The 20,786-nt window shown below is 60.5% G+C and carries 16 protein-coding genes and 2 tRNA genes; 10 read left to right on the top strand and 8 right to left on the bottom strand.

The window, feature by feature from the left end; translation table 11 throughout:
- Window positions 1-50 precede the first annotated feature (50 nt).
- Complete coding sequence (recJ, locus tag TU82_RS14825; protein WP_057723909.1) at window positions 51-1,760, top strand: single-stranded-DNA-specific exonuclease RecJ; 1,710 nt, start codon at window positions 51-53, stop codon at window positions 1,758-1,760.
- Window positions 1,761-1,897: 137 nt separating this feature from the next.
- On the opposite strand, the gene TU82_RS14820 is transcribed toward recJ, so the two are convergent.
- The 4 genes from TU82_RS14820 to TU82_RS14805 all read right to left on the bottom strand — a co-directional run bounded on the left by TU82_RS14820 (window position 1,898) and on the right by TU82_RS14805 (window position 6,513).
- The gene (locus TU82_RS14820; RefSeq protein ID WP_057723908.1) at window positions 1,898-3,178 is read right to left on the bottom strand and encodes a virulence factor family protein; all 1,281 of its coding nucleotides are present in this window, start codon (window positions 3,176-3,178) and stop codon (window positions 1,898-1,900) included.
- Window positions 3,178-5,820 (bottom strand): bifunctional lysylphosphatidylglycerol flippase/synthetase MprF, encoded by a 2,643-nt coding sequence (gene mprF, locus TU82_RS14815; protein ID WP_057723907.1) that lies wholly within the window; start codon window positions 5,818-5,820, stop codon window positions 3,178-3,180. Before mprF ends, TU82_RS14820 begins: the two co-directional genes overlap by 1 nt.
- 279 nt (window positions 5,821-6,099) lie before the next feature.
- A tRNA-Met gene (locus TU82_RS14810) sits at window positions 6,100-6,176 on the bottom strand.
- A gap of 260 nt (window positions 6,177-6,436) precedes the next feature.
- A tRNA-Met gene (locus tag TU82_RS14805) sits at window positions 6,437-6,513 on the bottom strand.
- A 278-nt stretch (window positions 6,514-6,791) separates the two neighbouring features.
- On the opposite strand from TU82_RS14805, the gene dinB reads away from it, so the two are divergent.
- The gene (dinB, locus tag TU82_RS14800) at window positions 6,792-7,850 is read left to right on the top strand and encodes a DNA polymerase IV (RefSeq protein WP_057723906.1); all 1,059 of its coding nucleotides are present in this window, start codon (window positions 6,792-6,794) and stop codon (window positions 7,848-7,850) included.
- 129 nt (window positions 7,851-7,979) lie between these two features.
- On the opposite strand, the gene TU82_RS14795 is transcribed toward dinB, so the two are convergent.
- The 4 genes from TU82_RS14795 to TU82_RS14780 form a co-directional block, all read right to left on the bottom strand.
- Window positions 7,980-8,933, bottom strand: a complete 954-nt coding sequence (locus TU82_RS14795; RefSeq protein WP_057723905.1) for a hypothetical protein — start codon at window positions 8,931-8,933, stop codon at window positions 7,980-7,982.
- Between the two features lie 20 nt (window positions 8,934-8,953).
- Window positions 8,954-10,669 (bottom strand): proline--tRNA ligase, encoded by a 1,716-nt coding sequence (locus TU82_RS14790; protein ID WP_057723904.1) that lies wholly within the window; start codon window positions 10,667-10,669, stop codon window positions 8,954-8,956.
- Window positions 10,670-10,873: 204 nt separating this feature from the next.
- Window positions 10,874-12,406 carry an AmpG family muropeptide MFS transporter gene (locus tag TU82_RS14785; RefSeq protein WP_057723903.1) on the bottom strand — a complete coding sequence of 511 codons (1,533 nt, stop codon included), beginning with the start codon at window positions 12,404-12,406 and terminating at the stop codon, window positions 10,874-10,876.
- A 43-nt stretch (window positions 12,407-12,449) separates the two neighbouring features.
- Window positions 12,450-12,803: an MGMT family protein gene (locus tag TU82_RS14780; protein ID WP_057723902.1), complete on the bottom strand. Its 354-nt coding sequence runs from the start codon at window positions 12,801-12,803 to the stop codon at window positions 12,450-12,452.
- 154 nt (window positions 12,804-12,957) lie between these two features.
- On the opposite strand from TU82_RS14780, the gene TU82_RS14775 reads away from it, so the two are divergent.
- From TU82_RS14775 to TU82_RS14740, 8 genes are all read left to right on the top strand, one after another.
- Complete coding sequence (locus tag TU82_RS14775; protein ID WP_057723901.1) at window positions 12,958-13,965, top strand: DUF481 domain-containing protein; 1,008 nt, start codon at window positions 12,958-12,960, stop codon at window positions 13,963-13,965.
- Between the two features lie 95 nt (window positions 13,966-14,060).
- Window positions 14,061-14,792 carry a HugZ family pyridoxamine 5'-phosphate oxidase gene (locus TU82_RS14770; protein ID WP_057723900.1) on the top strand — a complete coding sequence of 244 codons (732 nt, stop codon included), beginning with the start codon at window positions 14,061-14,063 and terminating at the stop codon, window positions 14,790-14,792.
- A gap of 66 nt (window positions 14,793-14,858) precedes the next feature.
- The gene (locus TU82_RS14765; RefSeq protein WP_057723899.1) at window positions 14,859-15,335 is read left to right on the top strand and encodes an FxsA family protein; all 477 of its coding nucleotides are present in this window, start codon (window positions 14,859-14,861) and stop codon (window positions 15,333-15,335) included.
- Between the two features lie 247 nt (window positions 15,336-15,582).
- Entirely contained in the window at window positions 15,583-15,876 is a 294-nt protein-coding gene (locus TU82_RS14760; RefSeq protein WP_057723898.1) for a co-chaperone GroES, read from the top strand.
- A gap of 52 nt (window positions 15,877-15,928) precedes the next feature.
- A complete protein-coding gene (gene groL, locus TU82_RS14755) occupies window positions 15,929-17,572 on the top strand; it encodes a chaperonin GroEL (RefSeq protein ID WP_057723897.1) in 1,644 nt (547 codons plus the stop codon).
- 388 nt (window positions 17,573-17,960) lie between these two features.
- Window positions 17,961-18,644 carry a two-component system response regulator ColR gene (gene colR / locus TU82_RS14750; RefSeq protein WP_003208587.1) on the top strand — a complete coding sequence of 228 codons (684 nt, stop codon included), beginning with the start codon at window positions 17,961-17,963 and terminating at the stop codon, window positions 18,642-18,644.
- On the top strand, window positions 18,634-19,914 hold the full coding sequence (locus tag TU82_RS14745; protein ID WP_057723896.1) for a sensor histidine kinase: 1,281 nt from the start codon (window positions 18,634-18,636) through the stop codon (window positions 19,912-19,914). The genes colR and TU82_RS14745 overlap by 11 nt, the downstream gene beginning before the upstream one ends.
- Before the next feature lie 188 nt (window positions 19,915-20,102).
- Window positions 20,103-20,783 carry a class I SAM-dependent methyltransferase gene (locus tag TU82_RS14740; protein ID WP_057723895.1) on the top strand — a complete coding sequence of 227 codons (681 nt, stop codon included), beginning with the start codon at window positions 20,103-20,105 and terminating at the stop codon, window positions 20,781-20,783.
- Window positions 20,784-20,786 lie beyond the last annotated feature (3 nt).

Genomic DNA, 20,786 nt, shown 5'->3' with positions numbered 1-20,786 from the left:
TTTGAATTGTCGTTTATCCGTTGAATCAGTAGAGAAGTCATCACCCCCGTATGCGTATCGATCCCCGTCCCTTGCCTGCCGTCCTGCCATTCCTCGGTGAATTGCCGCCGCTGCTGACCCGTCTCTACGCCGCGCGTGGGGTGCAGTCGGAAGCCGAGCTGGACAAGAGCCTGGCGCGGTTGATTCCCTATCAGCAGCTCAAGGGCATCGATGCCGCCGTCGACCTGCTGGTGACGGCGCTGGAGCAGCGCCAGCGCATCCTGATCGTCGGTGACTTCGACGCCGACGGCGCCACCGCCAGCACCGTAGGCACACTGGGCCTGCGTCTGCTCGGTGCGGCCCATGTCGATTACCTGGTGCCCAACCGTTTCGAATACGGTTACGGCCTGACGCCGGAGATCGTTGCGGTGGCGCTGCAGCGCGAACCGCAGTTGCTGATCACCGTGGACAACGGTATCTCCAGCGTCGAAGGCGTGGCGGCGGCGAAGGCGGCAGGGCTGAAGGTGCTGGTGACCGATCACCACTTGCCGGGCGACGAACTGCCGGCGGCGGACGCGATCGTCAATCCGAACCAGCCAGGCTGTACGTTCCCCAGCAAGGCGTTGGCCGGTGTGGGCGTGATCTTCTACGTACTGATGGCCCTGCGCGCGCGTTTGCGCAGCCTGGGTTGGTATGACAAAAGTCCGCAGCCGAACATTGGCGAACTGCTCGACCTGGTGGCCCTGGGCAGCGTCGCCGACGTGGTGCCGCTGGACGCCAACAATCGTATCCTGGTGCATCAAGGGTTGGAGCGTATCCGCGCCGGTCGCGCACGGCCGGGGATCAAGGCGATCCTCGAAGTGGCCAAGCGCGACCATGCCCGTATCACCTCCACCGACCTGGGCTTCATTCTCGGCCCACGGCTCAATGCGGCCGGGCGCCTGGACGATATGAGCCTGGGCATCGAATGCCTGCTGACCACCGATGTTGGCGCAGCGCGGGAAATGGCCGCACAACTGGATGGCATGAACCAGGACCGTAAATCCATCGAGCAGGGCATGCAGCGCGAAGCCCTGGCGCAACTCAAGGATTTGCCGGTGGAGTCAATGCCTTACGGTTTGTGCCTGTTCGACCCGGAGTGGCACCAAGGGGTAATCGGGATTCTGGCGTCGCGCATGAAAGAGCGCTATTTCCGTCCCACCATTGCGTTTGCGGATGCCGGCGATGGCCTGCTCAAAGGCTCCGGGCGTTCGGTGCAGGGCTTTCATATCCGTGACGCGCTGGCGGTGGTTGCCAGCCAGCATCCCAACCTGATCGCCAAATACGGCGGTCATGCGATGGCGGCGGGCCTGACACTGCCCGAAGCGAACTTTCCCTTGTTTGCCGAGGCTTTCGATGCCGAAGTGCGTCGGCAACTGCGCGAAGAAGACCTCACCGGCCGCCTGCTCTCCGATGGCACCCTGGCGGTGGAAGAGTTCCACCTGGAACTGGCCCGCGCGCTGCGCCATGCCGGCCCTTGGGGGCAACACTTTCCCGAGCCGTTGTTTCACGGCGTGTTCCAGTTGGTGGAGCAGCGGGTGGTCGGCGAGCGCCACTTGAAAGTGGTGCTCAAGAGCGAGTGCGGGTCGGTGAAGCTTGATGGCATTGCGTTTGGGGTAGACCGTGAAGTCTGGCCGAACCCGACCGTGCGCTGGGTGGAGTTGGCCTACAAGCTGGATGTGAACGAGTTTCGCGGGAATGAGACGGTGCAGTTGATGATTGCGCATATCGAACCGCGCTAGATCCAACTGACAATGCAATACAAATGTGGGAGGGGGCTTGCCCCCGATAGCGGTGGATCAGTCACTACATCATTGACTGACACTCTGCTATCGGGGTCAAGCCCCCTCCCACATTTGGTTTTGTATACAGCCTGGGATTACTCGGTCTTGGCCTGGTGCTTGACGATGATATCCACCAACCGCTTGGCCAGCGCCGGGTAGTTCTCATCGAAGTGATGCCCGCCCGGCAGCTTCATCGCTTCGCCCACGGCGGTCTTGTCGGTGCAGCCACTCTCGTCGACTTCTTCCGCGCCATAGATGCACACCACTTTCTCAGGGGGCAGCTTGGCCATTTCCGGGCCGGTCGCAGCTTCTTTGCCGGCGTTGCCCAGCCAGCCTTCCACTTCAATCTCGAAGCTGCCGGTGCGGGCGAAGGCCAGCAGGATGATCGCGTCGACCCGTTGCTGTTCGTTTGCCGGCATCCGGTTGTAGATGGCCGGCAGGACGTCGGCACCGAACGAATAACCGGTCAGCACGAAGCGCTTGGTGCCCCATTTCTGCCGGTAGTGCTGCATCAGTTCGGTAAGGTCCTTGGCGCTTTGTTCCGGGGTCTTGTGCTGCCAGTAGTAGCGCAGGGTGTCGATGCCGACCACCGGGTAGCCGATCTTCGCCATTTCGCCGGCCACGTCACGGTCCAGGTCACGCCAGCCGCCGTCACCGGAGAGGAACAGGGTCACGGTGTCCTTGGCCTGGCCGGCCGGTACTTCCACCACCGGAATCGCCAGGCCGCCGTTGTCCGAACCCACCAGTTGCTTGCGCAGCTCGTTGTTCAGCACTTGCGGGTAATGAATGTCGTAGTCGCTGATGCTGGTGGTGGCACGCGGTGTGTCACGTACGAAGCTGGCGCTTTCATCGTCAGGGTTGTCATTCCACGCCACCAGCCAGTTGCCATGGGCGGCGGTTTTCGGCAGCGGGTCGTTGCAGCCTTCCTGTTTCAGGGCGAAGCCGACGGAAATGGCGTTGGCCTTGTCGTCGCTCTGTGTGGCCAGCCAGCGCCAGGCGAGCGCCGCGCCAGGGCCGATGCCGCTGACCAGGGTCGCCGGGCCTTTAAGCTGGGCCAGGGCGCTTTGCAGCGCTTGCTCCTGCAGCTTGCAGTCGTCCTTGGGCAGGACCACCTGAACGAGCTGCGCCGAGCCACCCTGGCTGAGGGCGATCAGTTGGCTGTCGGTGAGGGTTTCGTCGGCCATCACGGCCACCGCCACGCGGGCCTTGGCGTTGCCGGCCGGGGTTACGCGGGTCATCACCGAGCCGTCGGCCTGGGGCATTTGCTCCAGGGTCGGCTGTGGGGCAGGGCGGTTCCAGTACCAGTAGCCGCCGCCCAGGATCAGCGCGAGCAGCACTACAACAGCCAATACATACCGCCAGGAGCGTCGAATCATCAGCGTTTCACCAATCCAGTCAAGCCGCCCGCGATCAGGGCGGCGGTATCGGCCAGTGCCACCAGCGGATCAAGTCCTGCGGGCACGGCCATGTAACGGGGTTCCCAGTCAGGCTGGAACTTGTCTTTGAAGCGGCGCAAACCTTGGAAGTTATACAGTTGCTCGCCACGGCGGAACACCATCGAGCCCAAGCGTTGGGTCAGTGGCGCGCCACGCCGTGGTTGCAGGCCCGACAACGGCACCATGCCGAGGCTGAAGCGGGCGTAGCCGTGACTCTTATAATGTTGAATCAGGCCGACCATCATGAACTCCATGGTCAGCTTCGGCGCGTCCGGGTGGGCGCGCATCAGGTCGAGACTGGCCAGGTCATGGTTGTACGTCTCGAGCAGGTTGGCAAAGGCCACCGGGCGCCCTTCGAAGCGAATGATCGCGATACGGAAGTGCTTGAGGTAGTCGTTGCTGAAGCGGCCGAGGGAGAAGCCTTTTTCGCGCACATTCTTACCGGTAAGCCAGGCGTCCGAGATAACTTTTAATTCATCCATCGGCGCGGTGCCCGGCTCGCAGATCTCCAGGGACAGACCGTCCCGGGTGCCACGGTTCCAGGTGTAGCGCAAATCCTTCATCTCTTTGCCCTTGGCTTCCAGGTCAAAGCGTTTCAGGTCGACGCGGGCTTCTTCGCCCAGCTTGATCGCGGTGAGTCCGATGTCCATGTAGTACGGCAGGTTCTCGGCACGTACTTGATAGAACACCGGCCGTGCATGGTGAATGTCGCACAGGTCGCGGAACTGCCAGATCATCTCGGCGCGCGGCTGGGTCGGGCCGATCGGATCATACAGGGCCACCAGGCTGCGCCCGCGACGGGCATACATCAGGAAGGCTTCGTCATTGGGGTGGAACAGCAACGCCTTGTCACCGGTCAGCGCCAGGCCGCCGTCGGGTTGCGAGGAGGCCATCAGGATCTTGGAAGCGCGTTCGAGTTCTTCCGGGGTCGGCAGATGGATGATCGGGCGTGCGGTGCGCAGCAGCCAGGTCAGCGACACGATCACCAGCAGCACGGCGGCGCCCAGCAATGAACGCAAGCCGCGCGGGGCGTTGGCATCGAGGGTGAACTGCCACCAGAGCTGGTGGCTGTAGGGCACGTCCTGGTAGGCGAACAGCAGCAGCCAGATCGACGCGCCCAATACACACACGCTGGCCACCAGGTACAGCGGCGAGAAGGGCAGTTCGGTCAAGCGGCTGGCGCGGTAGAACGAGCGTCGGAAGATCGCCAGCAGGATCGCGGTCATGGTCATCAGACTGGCTTCTTCCCAGTCGAAGCCCTTGAGCAGCGAGAGCAGGGCGCCTACCAGCAGCAGCACCATGGTCAGCATCCAGGCCGCCGACAAACGTCGACGCAGGCCTTGGGCCAGCAACAGGCACAGCACGCCGATCAGACTGGCACCGAAGTGCGACGCGTCAATCAGGCGGTGGGGAATCAGAAAGCCGATGTTTTCCAGGCGTGAATCGATCTCCGGCGTGGCGCCGGAAAACAGCAGGACCACGCCGGACAAAAAAACCAGTACGGCCAGCACCGGTGCCGCGAGGCCGGAGGCGACGCGCAGGCTCTGCTGAGTCTGGAACAGGCGCTGGGCCTCGTTGATCAGCAGGAAGATGCAGGCGATCAACAGCGGCAACACCACGTAGATCATCCGGTACAGCAGCAGGGCGGCAGCCAGTGGCGCAGCGCCGAGTTTGTCGGCGAAGGCCGCCAGCAGGATCGCTTCGAAAACCCCTACGCCACCGGGTACATGGCTGAGTACGCCGGCGGCCAGGGCCAGCAGGTACACCAGCAGGAACGGGCCGAAGGGCGGTGCTTCGGGCAGCAGCAGATAAAGGACGGTGGCTGCGGCGGCGACATCCAGCGCGGTGATGACCAACTGCAGGAAGGTCAAGCGACGGCCCGGCAGGCGCAGGGTGCGACGCCCGGCCTTGACCAGCAGGTTATCCGGGTAGGGTTGTTCCGGCAGGCGACGGCGATAGATGCCGATGCACAGCATGGCCGACAACAGCAGCACCGCGCCGGCAACACCGCCGAGCAGGCTTTGCGACGCATGCAGATAAGTCGATGCCGCCGGCAGGTTGCTCAGCGTGGCCAATGCGGCCAGGGGGGGCAATGCGCAGCCCAGCGCCAGGCTGGCGAACACGGTCATGTGGGCGACTTCCGACGCACCAATGCCGTGGCGTGCATATAAACGGTAGCGCACCGAGCCACCCGAGAGCATCGACAAGCCAATGGCGTTGCCGATGGCGAAGGCGGTGAAGCCCCCCAGTGCCAGGGTCTTGGCGGGCAGTTTCACGCCCGCATAACGCGCGCCGGAGAATTCATAGCCCAACAGAATGATGAAGCCGGCCACCGCCGCCGCAAACGCGCCGAGCAAGGCCGGCTTGGGCACTTCCAGGATCGAGTCGTGGAGGGCGTAGAGATCGAGCTCCAACAACAGGTGTCGGCAGGCGATCAGGGCAATGGCAAACAGCAGCAAGGTCACGGCCAGGCCGATGGGCTGACGGTATTTGCTCAACAGATCCAACCAACGTAAACGGGTGGGAGGGATCGGTTGTTCCGCTGTGACAGTGTCTTGTGGTTCAGACGAGTTGGCGCGCATCAATCACCTCGTGGATTGTGCGCGACAGGATGGGGGTATCCAGCCAAGTTACCAATCCCTATGGACAAAATAATTACAAATATTAACGCGGATCACCGAGTGCGGCGACTGCGGCCATTGGTCGTAGAGGGCAACGCTTGAGCATTGAGCATAGCGTGCAATGAGATGGACTCTGCAAACCGTCTACGGTTTCATGAAAGATGCCATGCCATTGTTTCAGAAGAACTTTTTCACCGGATACAAAAAAGGCCACTCTTTCGAGTAGCCTTTTTTGATGTTTGGTTGCGGGAGCCGGATTTGAACCGACGACCTTCGGGTTATGAGCCCGACGAGCTACCAGACTGCTCCATCCCGCGTCTGTGTGCGGCATTCTACAGTCCAGCGCCGAGGTGTCAACCGTTAATGCGGTAATGGCTCAAATAAGTGGGTTTTATTCAAAATCAAGGCCTTGGCACCGCCCATTCCATTGTAGGAGCGAGCTTGCTCGCGAAGAACGCCAACGATAACGCAGCGCTTCATTAGCCAGCGGTGTCTTGAATTTTTCGCGAGCAACGGGAGGGGTAAAAACAGGCGCGCACAAAAAAGGCCACTCTTTCGAGTAGCCTTTTTTGATGTTTGGTTGCGGGAGCCGGATTTGAACCGACGACCTTCGGGTTATGAGCCCGACGAGCTACCAGACTGCTCCATCCCGCGTCTGTGTGTCGGCATTCTACAGAGGAACGCGAGTGTGTCAACCCTGAAATCGAATAAAAGCGCTTGTGGTTCAATTGGTTAGCTCTCCAAGGCGGGCGTCGAAAGGGCGCGGAGCCAGTCAGGCCAGGGCTTTGCGCTCTATTGGAAGGTTGAATTCGATTGAAAAAACAAATTCCCCTGGGATATTTCCTACCGCTCAGACGGAAGATTCAAACTACTGGTGCTATATACAGGGGTGAATGCGATACTGGCCATCCGTTGGTTCACACCCCGTTTATATGACGCAGCGCAAAATCATCCACGTCGACTGTGATTGCTTCTACGCCGCCATCGAGATGCGCGACGACCCGAGCCTGGCGCAAAAACCCTTGGCTGTCGGCGGCTCGGCGGATCGGCGGGGGGTAATCGCTACGTGCAATTACGAAGCGCGGGCTTACGGGGTGCGCTCGGCGATGTCATCGCGTCACGCGTTGAAGCTGTGCCCGGACCTGACGATCGTCAAGCCGCGCATGGATGCCTATAAGGAAGCGTCGAAGGAAATCCAGACGATCTTTCGCGACTACACCGACCTGATCGAGCCGTTGTCGCTGGATGAAGCCTACCTCGACGTCTCCGACAGCCCGCACTTTGGCGGCAGTGCCACGCGCATCGCCCAGGACATTCGTCGGCGCGTGTCCAATCAACTGCACATCACTGTGTCCGCCGGTGTGGCGCCCAACAAGTTTCTGGCCAAGATCGCCAGCGACTGGAAGAAACCCAACGGCCTGTTCGTGATTACCCCGGACCAGGTCGAAGCGTTCGTCTCGCAGCTGCGCGTGAGTAAGTTGCACGGGGTGGGGAAGGTCACCGCCGACAAGCTGGCGCGCCTGGGCATTGAAGACTGCCTGCAATTGCGCGAGTGGAACAAACTGGCGCTGGTGCGCGAATTCGGCAGTTTTGGCGAACGGCTCTGGAGCCTGGCCCGTGGGATCGATGACCGCGTGGTGCAGAACGACAGCCGACGCCAATCGATCAGTGTGGAAAATACTTACGATGTGGACCTGCCGGACCTTTCAAGTTGCCTGGCCAAGCTGCCTGAGCTGATGGACACTCTGGCTGGGCGCATGGCGCGTATCGACAGCAGCTACCGCGCAGGCAAGCCGTTCGTGAAGGTCAAGTTTCATGACTTTACCCAGACCACCTTGGAGCAGGCCGGGGCAGGGCGGGATCTGGAGAGTTATGAACAACTGATGACCCAGGCGTTCAACCGTGGTGGGAAGCCTGTGCGGTTGTTGGGGATTGGGGTGAGGTTGCTTGATTTGAGCAGTGGTAACGAGCAGCTCGAGTTTTCCTGGTAGAACTCGGGATGCCCCTGTAGGAGCGAGCTTGCTCGCGAAAAACGTCAACGATAACGCGTGTTTCCTGAAAGGACGCGGTGCGTGTGAGTTTTTCGCGAGCAAGCTCGCTCCTACAAAAACAGCCTGGGATCAGCGCGCGCCAGGATCTGCGACGAGTCGCCCCGCATCCTTGGCCAGTGCCTGCAAGAACTCCTGCTGCAATTCCGGATCATTGCGCGTCAGTTCAATCAGGCTTTGCTCCAGTTCGCTGGCTTCTTCTTCCAGGCCCAGCTCCGAGAGGCGCTTGACCCGGTGCACCCACTGGTTGACTTCGTCGTCTTCCAAATCGTCATAGATCAGGCCATGGGCTTCCAGCAATTTGCCGCGCAGGGTGTTGCTGATCGCCAGGGTAGAGTCCGTGTGCACATCGTCCTGGCCGTCTTCCACGCTGATTTTCAAGGTGGTGACGCGGTTCAGGTCCTGCTCGGCAAACGGACTGTCCAACAGATTCAGGCGCAGTACGCCGTCGCGGTCGGTGGTCAGTTCATGGGTCTGTTTGCCGGCGGTGACCTGTACCGGGCGTTCGCTCCAGGGCAGGCTCGAATATTCCAGGCGCTTGTCACGCTGGACTTCATCGATAGCCGCGAGGTTCTGCTGCGCACGACCATGGGATTGCACGTTCATGAATGGGTTGATGCCGTCCACGCCGTAGCTCAGCCAATCGCGCGTCATACTGGCAGGCAGGTTGCCGAGGGCGAAGATATTCGCCACATTGGCCCCCGCGCCGGCCACCAACGCAACGGCACCCAATGGCATCTCATAGAGTTTGCGCCAGGGCTGGTAGGGCGTGTAGCGGTCGTAACGCCGTGTGACGTCGAATTCGGTGACCTCGAACGTCTTTTGCTCGTGAATCCGAACCCGACGTTGCGGCAGCTCCAGCACTTTAGGCTCACCGACATCGATCTGCAGACCGTGGTCGAGCAACTTGCGCTCGACCCGCTCCTCGTGCTCACTGCGTTGCGACATCTGGTTGGCGCAGCCGCTGACCAGCAGGGCGCCGCACAAGGCGGCGCCCCCCAGGGCTCTGGTGTTTCGCTTGAACATGACTTCTCTTGATCTGGTTTTCAGCGACGAATACGCGCCTGAAGGAAAGACAGCACGTCAGCCACCGGCAACGGTTGGGCTTCGGCTTCGGTCCGGCTCTTGTATTCCAGATTGCCATCGGCCAGGCCGCGGTCACTGACCACGATCCGGTGCGGGATGCCAATCAGTTCCATGTCGGCGAACTTGATGCCCGGGCTGGTTTTTTTGTCCCGGTCATCGAGCAGCACTTCAAAACCGGCGGCCGTCAATTCGGCATACAGCTTGTCGGTGGCTTCGCGCACTTGCTCGGTTTCATAGCGCAACGGCACCAGCGCAACCTGGAATGGCGCCAGGGCGTCGCTCCAGATGATGCCTTTGTCGTCGTTGTTCTGCTCGATGGCGGCGGCGACCACACGGGAAACGCCAATGCCGTAGCAGCCCATGTCCAGGGTGATCGGCTTGCCGTTCTCGCCCAGCACTTCGCACTTCATCGCCTTGCTGTACTTGTTGCCCAGCTGGAAGATATGCCCGACTTCGATGCCGCGCTTGATTTCCAGGGTGCCCTTGCCATCCGGGCTCGGGTCGCCGGCCACGACGTTGCGCAGGTCGGCCACGCTTGGAACCGGCAGGTCGCGCTCCCAGTTCACGCCGAAGTAGTGCTTGTCGTCGATGTTCGCGCCGATAGCGAAGTCGCTCATCAGCTCGACCGAGCGGTCGATGATGATCGGCAGCGGCAGGTTCAGCGGGCCGAGGGAACCGGCGCCGGCGCCAATGGCGTCGCGCAGTTCGGCATCGGTGGCCATCACCAGCGGGCTGGCCACGCCAGGCTGCTGCGCTGCCTTGATTTCGTTGAGCTCGTGGTCGCCACGGATCACCAGGGCGATCAGCTTGCCTTCTTCTTCGGCGCGCACGATCAGGGTCTTGATGGTCTTTTCAATCGGCAGACTGAATTTTTCCACCAGGGCCGCGATGGTCTTGGTGTCCGGGGTGTCGACCAGGCGCAGCGCTTCTGCCGGGGCTGGGCGCGAGGTTTCGCGCGGTACGGCTTCGGCTTTTTCGACGTTCGCCGCGTAGTCCGAAACATTGCTGAACGCAATGTCGTCTTCGCCGGATTCGGCCAGCACGTGGAACTCGTGGGAGCCGGCACCGCCGATGGAGCCGTTGTCCGCTTCAACCGGGCGGAACTTCAGGCCCAGGCGCGTGAATATGTTGCAGTAGGCCTGGTGCATGCGGTCGTAGGTCGCCTGCAACGACGCCTGGTCGGCGTGGAACGAATAGGCGTCCTTCATGATGAATTCACGGCCGCGCATCAAACCGAAGCGTGGGCGGATTTCATCACGGAATTTGGTCTGGATCTGATACAGGTTCAGCGGCAGCTGTTTATAGCTGCTCAACTCGTTGCGCATCAGGTCGGTGATGACTTCTTCATGGGTCGGGCCGGCGCAGAAATCGCGGCCATGACGGTCCTTGAAGCGCAGCAGCTCGGGGCCGTACTCTTCCCAGCGTCCGGATTCCTGCCACAGTTCAGCCGGTTGGGTGCTCGGCATCAACACTTCCAGAGAGCCGGCGGCGTTCATTTCTTCACGAACGATGGCCTCGACCTTGCGCATCACCTTCAAGCCCATGGGCAGCCAGGTGTACAGGCCCGAGGCCAGTTTGCGGATCATGCCGGCGCGCAGCATCAGCTGATGGCTGATCACAACCGCGTCGGAAGGCGTTTCTTTCTGTGTGGCGAGCAAATATTGACTGGTACGCATGGTAGGCCGTTGTCGGTTGCTTGGACTTGAAATGACTTGGGATTGTACGGGCGGTTGCTGCTGGAGTACAGGCGTGACGTTGCGGGGAAGGATCTGATCAGGGAAGATCCAAATGTGGGAGGGGGCTTGCCCCCGATGGCGGTGTTTCAGCTACAAGATACTCAGCTGTCCCACCGCCATCGGGGGCAAGCCCCCTCCCACATGTCAGTCTTCTGCAGGGGGATTCAACCGAATCCGCCGGTTCTCCTGGAACCAGTGCAGGGCAATCAGAAACAGCGTCGGCAACCCCAGCAGACAGGTGATCATGAAGAAGTTGTGATAGCCGAACTTCTCCACCATCACCCCCGAATACCCACCGATCAGGCGCGGCAGCAGCAGCATGATCGAGCTGAGCAGGGCGTATTGGGTGGCGGAGAACTTGAGGTTGGTCAGGCTCGACAGGTAGGCGACAAACGCCGACGTGGCCAGGCCCGAGCTGAAGTTATCCAGGGAAATGGTGACGATCAGCATCTGCAGGTCGGGGCCCATGTCGGCGAGCATCACGAACAGCAGGTTGGTGCCGGCCGAGGCCACGCCGCCGATGAACAGGATCGGCAGGATCCCGAACCGCACGATCAACAGGCCGCCCATGCCGGCGCCGACCAGGGTCATGATCAGGCCGAAGATCTTGCTGACCCCGGCAATCTGGTCCTTGGTAAACCCCTGGTCGATATAGAACACGTTGGCCATCACGCCCATGACGGTGTCGGACATGCGATACGTGGCGATCAACCCCAGCAGCAGCAACGCCTGCCAGCGGTAGCGCAGGATAAAGTCGTTGACCGGCGTCAGCACCGGCGCCAGGCCACGCCGGCCCATGGCCGAGAGGCACAAGGCAGTGAGCAGGATATAAAGGATGGCGCGCAGGAACGCGCGGTCTTCCATCAGCAATTCCCACAGGCTCACGCCCTGGAACAGCACGCTGGCGAAATCGGTGTTGTACAGCTGGGTAAACATCGCCGGCACCGACACCAGCAGCACGATCAGCACGAACACCGACACCAGCTGGTGCGCGAAGCTGTAGCGCCCGGCCTGCAACTGGGTGCGCAGCGGCACGTTGGGTTCGCGCATGAACAGGGTGGTGAGCAGCGCCGGCACCATCAGCACGCCGAACAGCACATAGGTGCCGGTCCAGGCCGAATGCTTATAGTTGAAACCGGTGGAACCGAAGCCCTCGGCAAAGAACAGCGCACCGGCCGTGGCCAGCAGGGCGGCGATGCGATAGCCGGACATATAACTGGCGGCCAGGGCCGCCTGGCGGCTGTCGTCGGCGATCTCCAGGCGGTAGGCATCGACCGCGATGTCCTGGGTGGCCGACGCGAAGGCCACGACGACGGCAATGGCGATCAACCAGGACAAGTGTTTTTGCGGGTCACAAAAGCCCATGCCGATCAATCCGAGGATCACCAGCGACTGGGCGAGCACCAGCCAGGAACGCCGGCGCCCGAGTTTTCCGAGCAATGGCAGGCGCCATTGGTCGAGCAGCGGCGACCAGACCCATTTGAAGGCGTAGGCCAGCCCGATCAGGCTTGCATAACCGATGGTCTCACGGGCAACACCCGCTTCGCGCAGCCACACGGAAAGCGTCGAGAACACCAACATATAAGGCAGGCCGGCAGCGAAACCGAGCAACAACAGCACTAACGTCGAGGGGCTGGCATAGGCGGCGAGCGCGGCGCGCCAGGTTTTACGGGGCATGGGCTGGAGTCTGCCTCAGGTTTGCGGAAACAAAGCGCGCACTCTAACCGCTGTGCTCTACCGGACGCCAGCCATGACGCTGAATATCAACACGATTGTTCAGGATAGTGACGCCTTCGCTGCGTAAACGCGCACGTTGCTCGTCACCTGGTGCACTGCCCACCGGCAGGCTTATCCGACCACCGGCACCCAGCACCCGGTGCCAGGGCAATCGGGTATCCGCAGGAAGCTGGCTCAAGGTACGCCCCACCCAGCGCGCGGCGCGTCCCAGGCCTGCCAGGTGCGCCAACTCGCCGTAACTGACCACGCAACCTGGCGGCACTTGTGCCAACGTCAGGTAAAGCGCGGTGCGGCGAATTTCGGCGGGGCTTTGCGGGGTGTCGGCGGGTTCATTCACTGTGAGGCTATCCGTTGAGAACGTCGGTGTTTTTGTGAGAAACGTCTGTAAACTTGGGGCTGAGCATTGAACTCAATATAAATAGTTGAGTCAGTTCAGGCTATCTAACACGATAGCGTCTTCTTTTCGCCAACCCCGAGCCCCGTATCCGCTTATGTTGTCCAGAACCCTGCTGTGCCTTGCTGTCCTCAGTGCTTCCACGCCCTTGCTCGCCGATACCGTCTGGTTGAAGAACGGTGACCGCCTGACCGGCAAGATCAAAGTCTTCGACGGCGGCAAGCTGCTGATCCAGACCAGCTACGGCGGAGCGATCCCGGTGGACTGGAAGCAGGTCAAAACCCTGGAGAGCGATCAGGAGTTGCTGGTCAAGCAAGACGCCTATACCGGGGAAAAGGCCAAGTCCCTCAAGCCTGCCGAGGATGGCAAGGTCGTGCTGGCTAATGGCGAAGCGCCCAAGACCGTGGAGTTGGCCAGCATCCAGCAGATCCTCAAGCCCAAGCCCGTGATCGAAGATCTGGTGTGGAAGGGCAACATCGACCTGGCGCTGGACTACAAGCGCGCCGACAAAGACACCAACGACTACGACATCGACTTCAAGACCTCGGCCCGTCACGGCCAGTGGCGCCACACAGGCAAGGGCGAATACAACCGCGAGTTCCAGGACGACGTCACCACCACCGACAACTGGGCCCTGGAATACGACCTGGACCGCTTTTTCACCGAGCACTGGTTCTGGCAGGGTCGTCTGACCTACAAGCGCGACAAGGTCGAAGACCTGGCACGCCAGCGCACCGTCGGTACGGGCCCCGGCTATCAGTTCTGGGACGATGAACTGGGCGCATTCTCTCTTGGCTCGCTGGTCAACCGCACCGATTACGAATACGCCGATGGCGGCAAGGACAACTTCTATTCCCTGGCCATGAAGTGGAACTACAACCGGTACCTGGTGGGCAAGACCGTTGAGTTCTTCACCAACGGCGAGGTAGGCAAGCCGCTGGACGGTCCGGCCGAGTATTCCCTGGATGCCGAGATGGGCCTGCGCTACAAAGTCACCGAATGGGCGTCGCTCAATCTCAAGGCTGAACGCGATGTCATCAGCGGCGACTCCGACAGCAGCTTGAGCAAGACCCGCTACACCGCAGGTTTTGGCGTGGCCTGGTAAAGCGACACGCTGGCAACCTGCGCGGATATTGATTACCTTGTGTTGAGATCCATTCCCATATGCCGTGGGCGGCGGAACAACCCAGGAGTCATACATTGAGCGTGCACGTTGCCAGGAACGCCCGAGAGCTGTTGCTCAAGGAATACCGTGGGGCCTTGGCCACACTGTCCAAAGCCATGCCCGGTTTTCCCTTCGGTTCGGTCGTGCCGTACTGCCTCGACGCGCACGGCCAGCCGCTGATCCTGATCAGCCGCATCGCCCAGCACACGCACAATTTGCAGAAAGACCCCAAGTGTTCGTTGCTGGTCGGAGAGCGCGAAGCCGACGATGTGCAGGCCGTCGGGCGCCTGACCTACCTGGCTGAAGCCGAGAAGCTGGAAGACGCCGCCAGCATCGAAGCCGCCGCCGAGCGCTACTACCGCTACTTCCCTGACTCGGCTAACTACCACAAGGCCCACGATTTCGATTTCTGGGTGCTCAAGCCGGTGCGCCACCGTTATATCGGTGGGTTTGGCGCGATCCACTGGGTTGATCAACTGACCTTGGCCAATCCGTTTGCGGGCAAGGCCGAGCGCAGCATGATCGAACACATGAACAGCGATCACGCCAAGGCCATCGCCCATTACGTCGACCTCGCCGGTTTACCGACGAGCGAGCCTGCGCAACTGGCCGGCATCGACAGTGAAGGCATGCACCTGCGCGTCGGCCAGTCCCTGCATTGGTTACCGTTTGCCGAGCCTTGCAACACTCCGACACAAGTACGCGAAGCCCTGGTTTCATTGGCTCACGCCCAGAGCTGGCCGAAAATATCAGACGTTAGCGCTTGAATTAACGAAAAGGCGACGTCATCTAAGGTGAACCAGCAAGGCATTCTTGCGTTGAGGAACCATTTGATGCGCCCTTTTTTGTTGCTTTTTCTATTGTTCCCGGTGCTGGAGCTGTTCGTATTCGTTCAAGTCAGCGGTGCGATCGGATTTTTCCCGGCACTGTTACTGATCATTCTCGGCTCGATGCTCGGCGTTCTGGTGCTGCGCGTCGCCGGCTTGGCGACCGCCCTGCGCGCCCGTGAAAGCCTGAACCGCGGCGAGCTGCCCGCCCAGACCATGCTCGAAGGCCTGATGATGGCCCTGGCCGGTGGCCTGTTGATTCTGCCGGGCTTTATCAGTGACGTGGTCGGTCTGGTGATGCTGCTGCCGGTCACGCGCAAACTCTTGGCCGGCAAGATGCGCCAGCGTGCCGAAGAAGCGGCGATGCGTCAGCGCGCGTTCGCCGACGACCTGCAACCCCGTGGCGGCCCGGCCCCGCGTCAGCCCCTGGGGCGAGAAGGTGATGTGATCGAAGGCGAGTTCGAACACCGCGACGGCAAATAACCGCTTCACCGGCACGGCACCTTCGGGTGCCGTGTTGCATTCATCCCGATCAAAACACAAAAAATTTCATGCGCTGCCCCTTGTAATCAACCTGGGCGCCCTTATGTAACGGTCACCGCAAGGTTTCTGGTGGTGACACTAGACAGACTTCCGCGTCTCGCCCAGCGAGCCGCGACCGGCACCGCCGGAATTTAACCCGCCGGAATTGATACCGGCCGATGAAACACACAATTAGGAGAGATCGACAATGAAGCTTCGTCCTCTGCATGACCGCGTCGTCATCCGTCGCAGTGAAGAAGAAAAGAAAACCGCCGGCGGGATCGTTCTGCCAGGTTCGGCTGCTGAAAAAGCCAACCACGGTGTGATTCTTGCTGCGGGTCCAGGCAAGGCTCTGGAAAACGGTGAAGTACGTGCGCTGGCCGTGAAAGTGGGTGACAAGGTTGTTTTCGGCCCTTACTCCGGCAGCAACACTGTGAAAGTCGACGGCGAAGACCTGCTGGTAATGAGCGAGAACGAGATTCTTGCCGTTCTGGAAGACTGATTTCCCCCGCTCATTTTCCCGTTTACTCCAAAGTATTTAAGGAATATCGATCATGGCTGCTAAAGAAGTTAAATTCGGCGACTCCGCCCGCAAAAAAATGCTCACCGGTGTAAACGTCCTGGCTGATGCAGTAAAAGCGACCCTGGGCCCGAAAGGCCGTAACGTGATCATCGAGAAGAGCTTCGGCGCTCCGACCATCACCAAGGACGGCGTTTCCGTAGCAAAAGAAATCGAACTGGAAGACCGTTTCGAAAACATGGGCGCGCAGCTGGTCAAAGACGTTGCCTCCCGTGCCAACGATGACGCCGGCGACGGCACCACCACCGCCACCGTTCTGGCCCAGGCCATCGTTAACGAAGGCTACAAGGCCGTCGCTGCCGGCATGAACCCGATGGACCTCAAGCGCGGTATCGACAAGGCGACCATCGCCATCGTTGCCGAGCTGAAAAACCTGTCCAAGCCATGCGCTGACACCAAGGCTATCGCTCAGGTAGGCACCATCTCCGCCAACTCCGACAGCTCCATCGGCGACATCATTGCCGAAGCCATGGAAAAAGTCGGCAAGGAAGGCGTGATCACCGTTGAAGAAGGCTCGGGCCTGGAAAACGAACTGTCGGTTGTAGAAGGCATGCAGTTCGACCGTGGCTACCTGTCCCCGTACTTCGTCAACAAGCCGGACACCATGGTTGCCGAGCTGGACAGCCCGCTGATCCTGCTGGTCGACAAGAAAATCTCCAACATCCGCGAAATGCTGCCAGTACTGGAAGCCGTTGCCAAAGCCGGCCGCCCACTGCTGATCGTTTCCGAAGACGTTGAAGGCGAAGCCCTGGCGACCCTGGTTGTGAACAACATGCGTGGCATCGTCAAAGTCGCAGCCGTCAAGGCTCCAGGCTTCGGCGACCGTCGCAAGGCCATGCTGCAGGACATCGCCGTATTGACCGGCGGTACCGTGATCTCCGAAGAGATCGGCCTGAGCCTGGAAAGCGCCACCCTGGAAAACCTGGGTAGCGCCAAGCGCGTGACCATCTCCAAGGAAAACACCATCATCGTTGACGGTGCTGGCGTTGAAGGTGACATCGAATCGCGTATCGCCCAGATCCGTGCCCAGGTTGCCGAGACTTCGTCCGACTACGACCGTGAAAAACTGCAAGAGCGTCTGGCCAAGCTGTCCGGCGGCGTTGCAGTGATCAAGGTTGGCGCCGGTTCCGAAGTTGAAATGAAAGAGAAGAAGGCCCGCGTTGAAGACGCCCTGCACGCAACCCGTGCAGCCGTTGAAGAAGGCGTGGTACCTGGCGGTGGCGTTGCGCTGATCCGTGCCCTGGAAGCCCTGACCAACCTGACCGGCGACAACGCTGACCAGAACGTCGGTATCGCTGTACTGCGTCGCGCTGTTGAAGCACCGCTGCGTCAGATCGCTGCCAACTCCGGCGACGAGCCAAGCGTTGTGGTCAACGAAGTCAAGAACGGCAAAGGTAACTACGGTTACAACGCTGCGACTGGCGTCTACGGCGACATGATCGAAATGGGCATCCTGGATCCAACCAAGGTGACCCGTTCCGCACTGCAGGCAGCTGCTTCCATCGGTGGCCTGATCCTGACCACCGAAGCGGCCATCGCCGACAAGCCAAAGGCTGAAGGCGCAGGCGGCGGTATGCCAGACATGGGCGGCATGGGTGGCATGGGCGGCATGATGTAAGCCAGCCTTACCCCTGTACTGAAAAACCCCGCCTGCAGTGATGCAGGCGGGGTTTTTTGTTGTTTGGCCTGACCGATGATGCGGGTGTACTCGTTCAAAAATGTGGGAGGGGGCTTGCCCCCGATGGCGGTGTGTCAGTTAAACATTATCAACTGACCCACCCTCATCGGGAGCAAGCCCCCTCCCACATTTTGAATCTTCATTGCAATGGGCGATGATTTTCCCTGCACGCCTGTGGCCAGTTTGTGAAGTTATAGTGAAAATCTCGTTCAATCTAAATATCGGTTGAAAAGTTATATCGACGACCTGTGCAGGTCTATCCCTGAACGGCACTTGGCCTTAAGCTGCGCGAGCCAACACGGCTGTTACCGCGTACGGAGCACTGCCCATGCGAATTTTATTGGTTGAAGACAACCGCGATATTCTGGCCAACCTGGCCGATTACCTGGGGCTCAAAGGCTACACAGTGGATTGTGCGCAGGACGGCTTGTCGGGCCTGCACCTGGCCGCCACCGAGCATTACGATTTGATCGTGCTCGACATCATGCTGCCTGGCATCGATGGCTACACCTTGTGCAAACGCCTGCGCGAAGATGCACGCCGCGACACACCGGTGATCATGCTGACCGCCCGCGACCAGTTGGACGACCGGCTGCAGGGCTTCAAGTCCGGTGCCGATGACTACCTGCTTAAGCCGTTTGCCCTGTCGGAGCTGGCCGCCCGTATCGAAGCGGTGCTGCGCCGTGCCCAGGGTGGCGGGCGTCGTGCCCTGCAGGTGGGCGACCTCAATTATGACCTGGACACGCTGGAGGTGACCCGCGAAGGGCGCCTGCTCAAACTCAACCCGGTCGGCCTGAAGTTGCTGGCGGTGTTGATGCAGAAAAGCCCGCACGTCTTGCGTCGGGAAATTCTCGAAGAAGCCTTGTGGGGCGATGATTGCCCGGACAGCGACAGCCTGCGCAGCCACGTCCACCAGTTGCGCCAGGTGATCGACAAGCCTTTCGCCAAGCCGTTGCTGCAAACGGTACACGGTGTGGGGTATCGCCTGGCCGAGGGGCGTGATGGAGTTTAAGCAAAGCCTTGCCCAGCGGATCATCATCGCCTTTGCCCTGATGAGTGCGTTGGTGGCGGGCGCCTTCGCCATGGGCATTGTCGCGACGGTGCACCTGGTGGAAGAGAAGTTGATTTCGGCGGGCCTGGGCGGCGACCTGCAACGCCTGCTGCTGATGGACAGCATGGAGGACTGGCGACACCGGCCCGAGCCTGACCAGTTGTTCTATTTCAGCGGCGGCCCCGGCGATTTCGAGCTGCCCAAGGATTTGCGGCATCTGGACCCAGGCTTTCATGAAGTGTTTCGCGAGTCGCTGTCCTACCACGCCATGGTCGAGGTGATCGATGGCCGGCGTTATGTGCTGCTGCAGGACCAGAGCGATTTCGAAGAGCGTGAGCGCGTCCTGTTTGCCGTGGTGCTGGTGGGCTTCGTGCTCAGCCTGGCATTGGCGGTGTTTCTCGGCTGGGTGCTGGCGCGCAAGGTGATGGCGCCGGTGGTACGCCTGGCCCGCCAGGTACGCCATCGCGACCAGTTGCTGGGGCTTGCGCCGCCGTTGGCGCCGGATTATGCGGCTGACGAAGTGGGCGAGTTGGCGGTGGCGTTCGATGCCACGCTGGGTCGCCTGCGCCAGGCGCTGTCTCGCGAACAGTTGTTTACCAGCGATGTGAGCCATGAATTGCGCACACCCTTGATGGTGCTGGCCAGTTCCTGCGAGCTGCTGCTGGAGAACCCGGCGATCGATCAACGCGGTCGCAACCAGGTCCAGCGCATCGCCCGGGCCTGTGAAGAAATGCGCGAGCTGGTGCAGACCTTCCTGATGCTGGCCCGCGCCCAGCATGACGATGCCGCCATGTCGGCCCAGGTCAACCTGACCCAGGTCGCCGAGGATCTGCTCGGGATCTGGCGTGGGCCTATCGAGCAAAAAGGCCTCGAGTTGATCTACTGCCCAGGCAATCCGCTGGATACACGCTACAACACGACGTTCCTGCATGCGGTGATGGGCAATCTGTTGCGCAATGCACTGCATTACACCGAGCAGGGTTTTATCCGCCTTACTCTGGAGCTCAGCGGCTTCGTGGTAGAGGACACCGGCGTGGGCATTCCCGAAGACAAGCGTGAGGCAATGTTCGAGCCGTTCGTGCGTGGCAGCGAGAAGCGCGGCGAGGGTCTCGGGCTGGGCTTGTCGCTGGTGCAGCGTATCTGTGATAGCCAGGGCTGGAGCGTGACCCTGAGCACCATGGAACCCAATGGCTGCCGTTTTCATGTCGAACTGGGTCCAGTCAAAACCTGACCATTCGGTCTGTCAATTTGCTGCTGCGCGGCGCCTGCTTTTCGGCGAAGATGGCCCCATGCTACTGAATGTTTCTGTAAAGTCTTGAAATGTATGGGATTGGACAGGACAAGATTTTCACAACGAGTTGACCTGTTGATCACAGTTCGCTGCTTAGGGTTGTAGGCATCAGTTACCGGAGACGTAAGATGCCTTCCCCGATTAAGTTGGAATTTTCAGAAAAGTACGACGATCAACACGCGCAGCAATATTTGCTCAAGCATCAGGACAATCTGGCTCGCCGGTTGTCCCACAAGCGCGATGAGCAACTGGCGCGCGGCGCGCTGGCCATGGCCGGTGAGCCGGGCCTGGTGTTGGATTTGCCGTGTGGTGCCGGGCGCTTTTGGCCGTTGCTGGCCGAGAAACCCAATCGTGTGATCATCGGCGCCGACAATTCGGCGTCGATGTTGAAGGTCGCCACGGTGGCCCAACCGGCGGAAGTGGTGAAACGGGTACGCCCTTTGCAGACCTCAGCCTTTGATATCGATTTGCCAGATAACTCAGTCGACAGTATTTTCTGCATGCGCTTGATGCACCACATCGGTGACCCGGTGCACAGGATGACAATACTTCGGGAGTTTCAGCGGGTTACCCGTGACAGCGTGATTATCTCGCTGTGGGTGGATGGCAATTTCAAGGCCTGGAAGCGCAAGCGCGCCGAAGTGCGGCGTCGCAAGAAAGGTGAGCAGGAAGGTTACCAAAACCGGTTTGTGTTACCGGCTGCTACTGTCGAGGCAGAATTCGAGCAGGCCGGTTTCCGAGTTCAGGAATCCCTGGACTTCATGCCGCTCTACGCCATGTGGCGAGTCTATGTATTGCGTAAGAGGTAACAG

The sequence above is a fragment of the Pseudomonas orientalis genome, from assembly GCF_001439815.1.
Taxonomy (GTDB): domain Bacteria; phylum Pseudomonadota; class Gammaproteobacteria; order Pseudomonadales; family Pseudomonadaceae; genus Aquipseudomonas; species Aquipseudomonas orientalis.
This window is presented reverse-complemented; position numbering and strand designations above follow the sequence as displayed.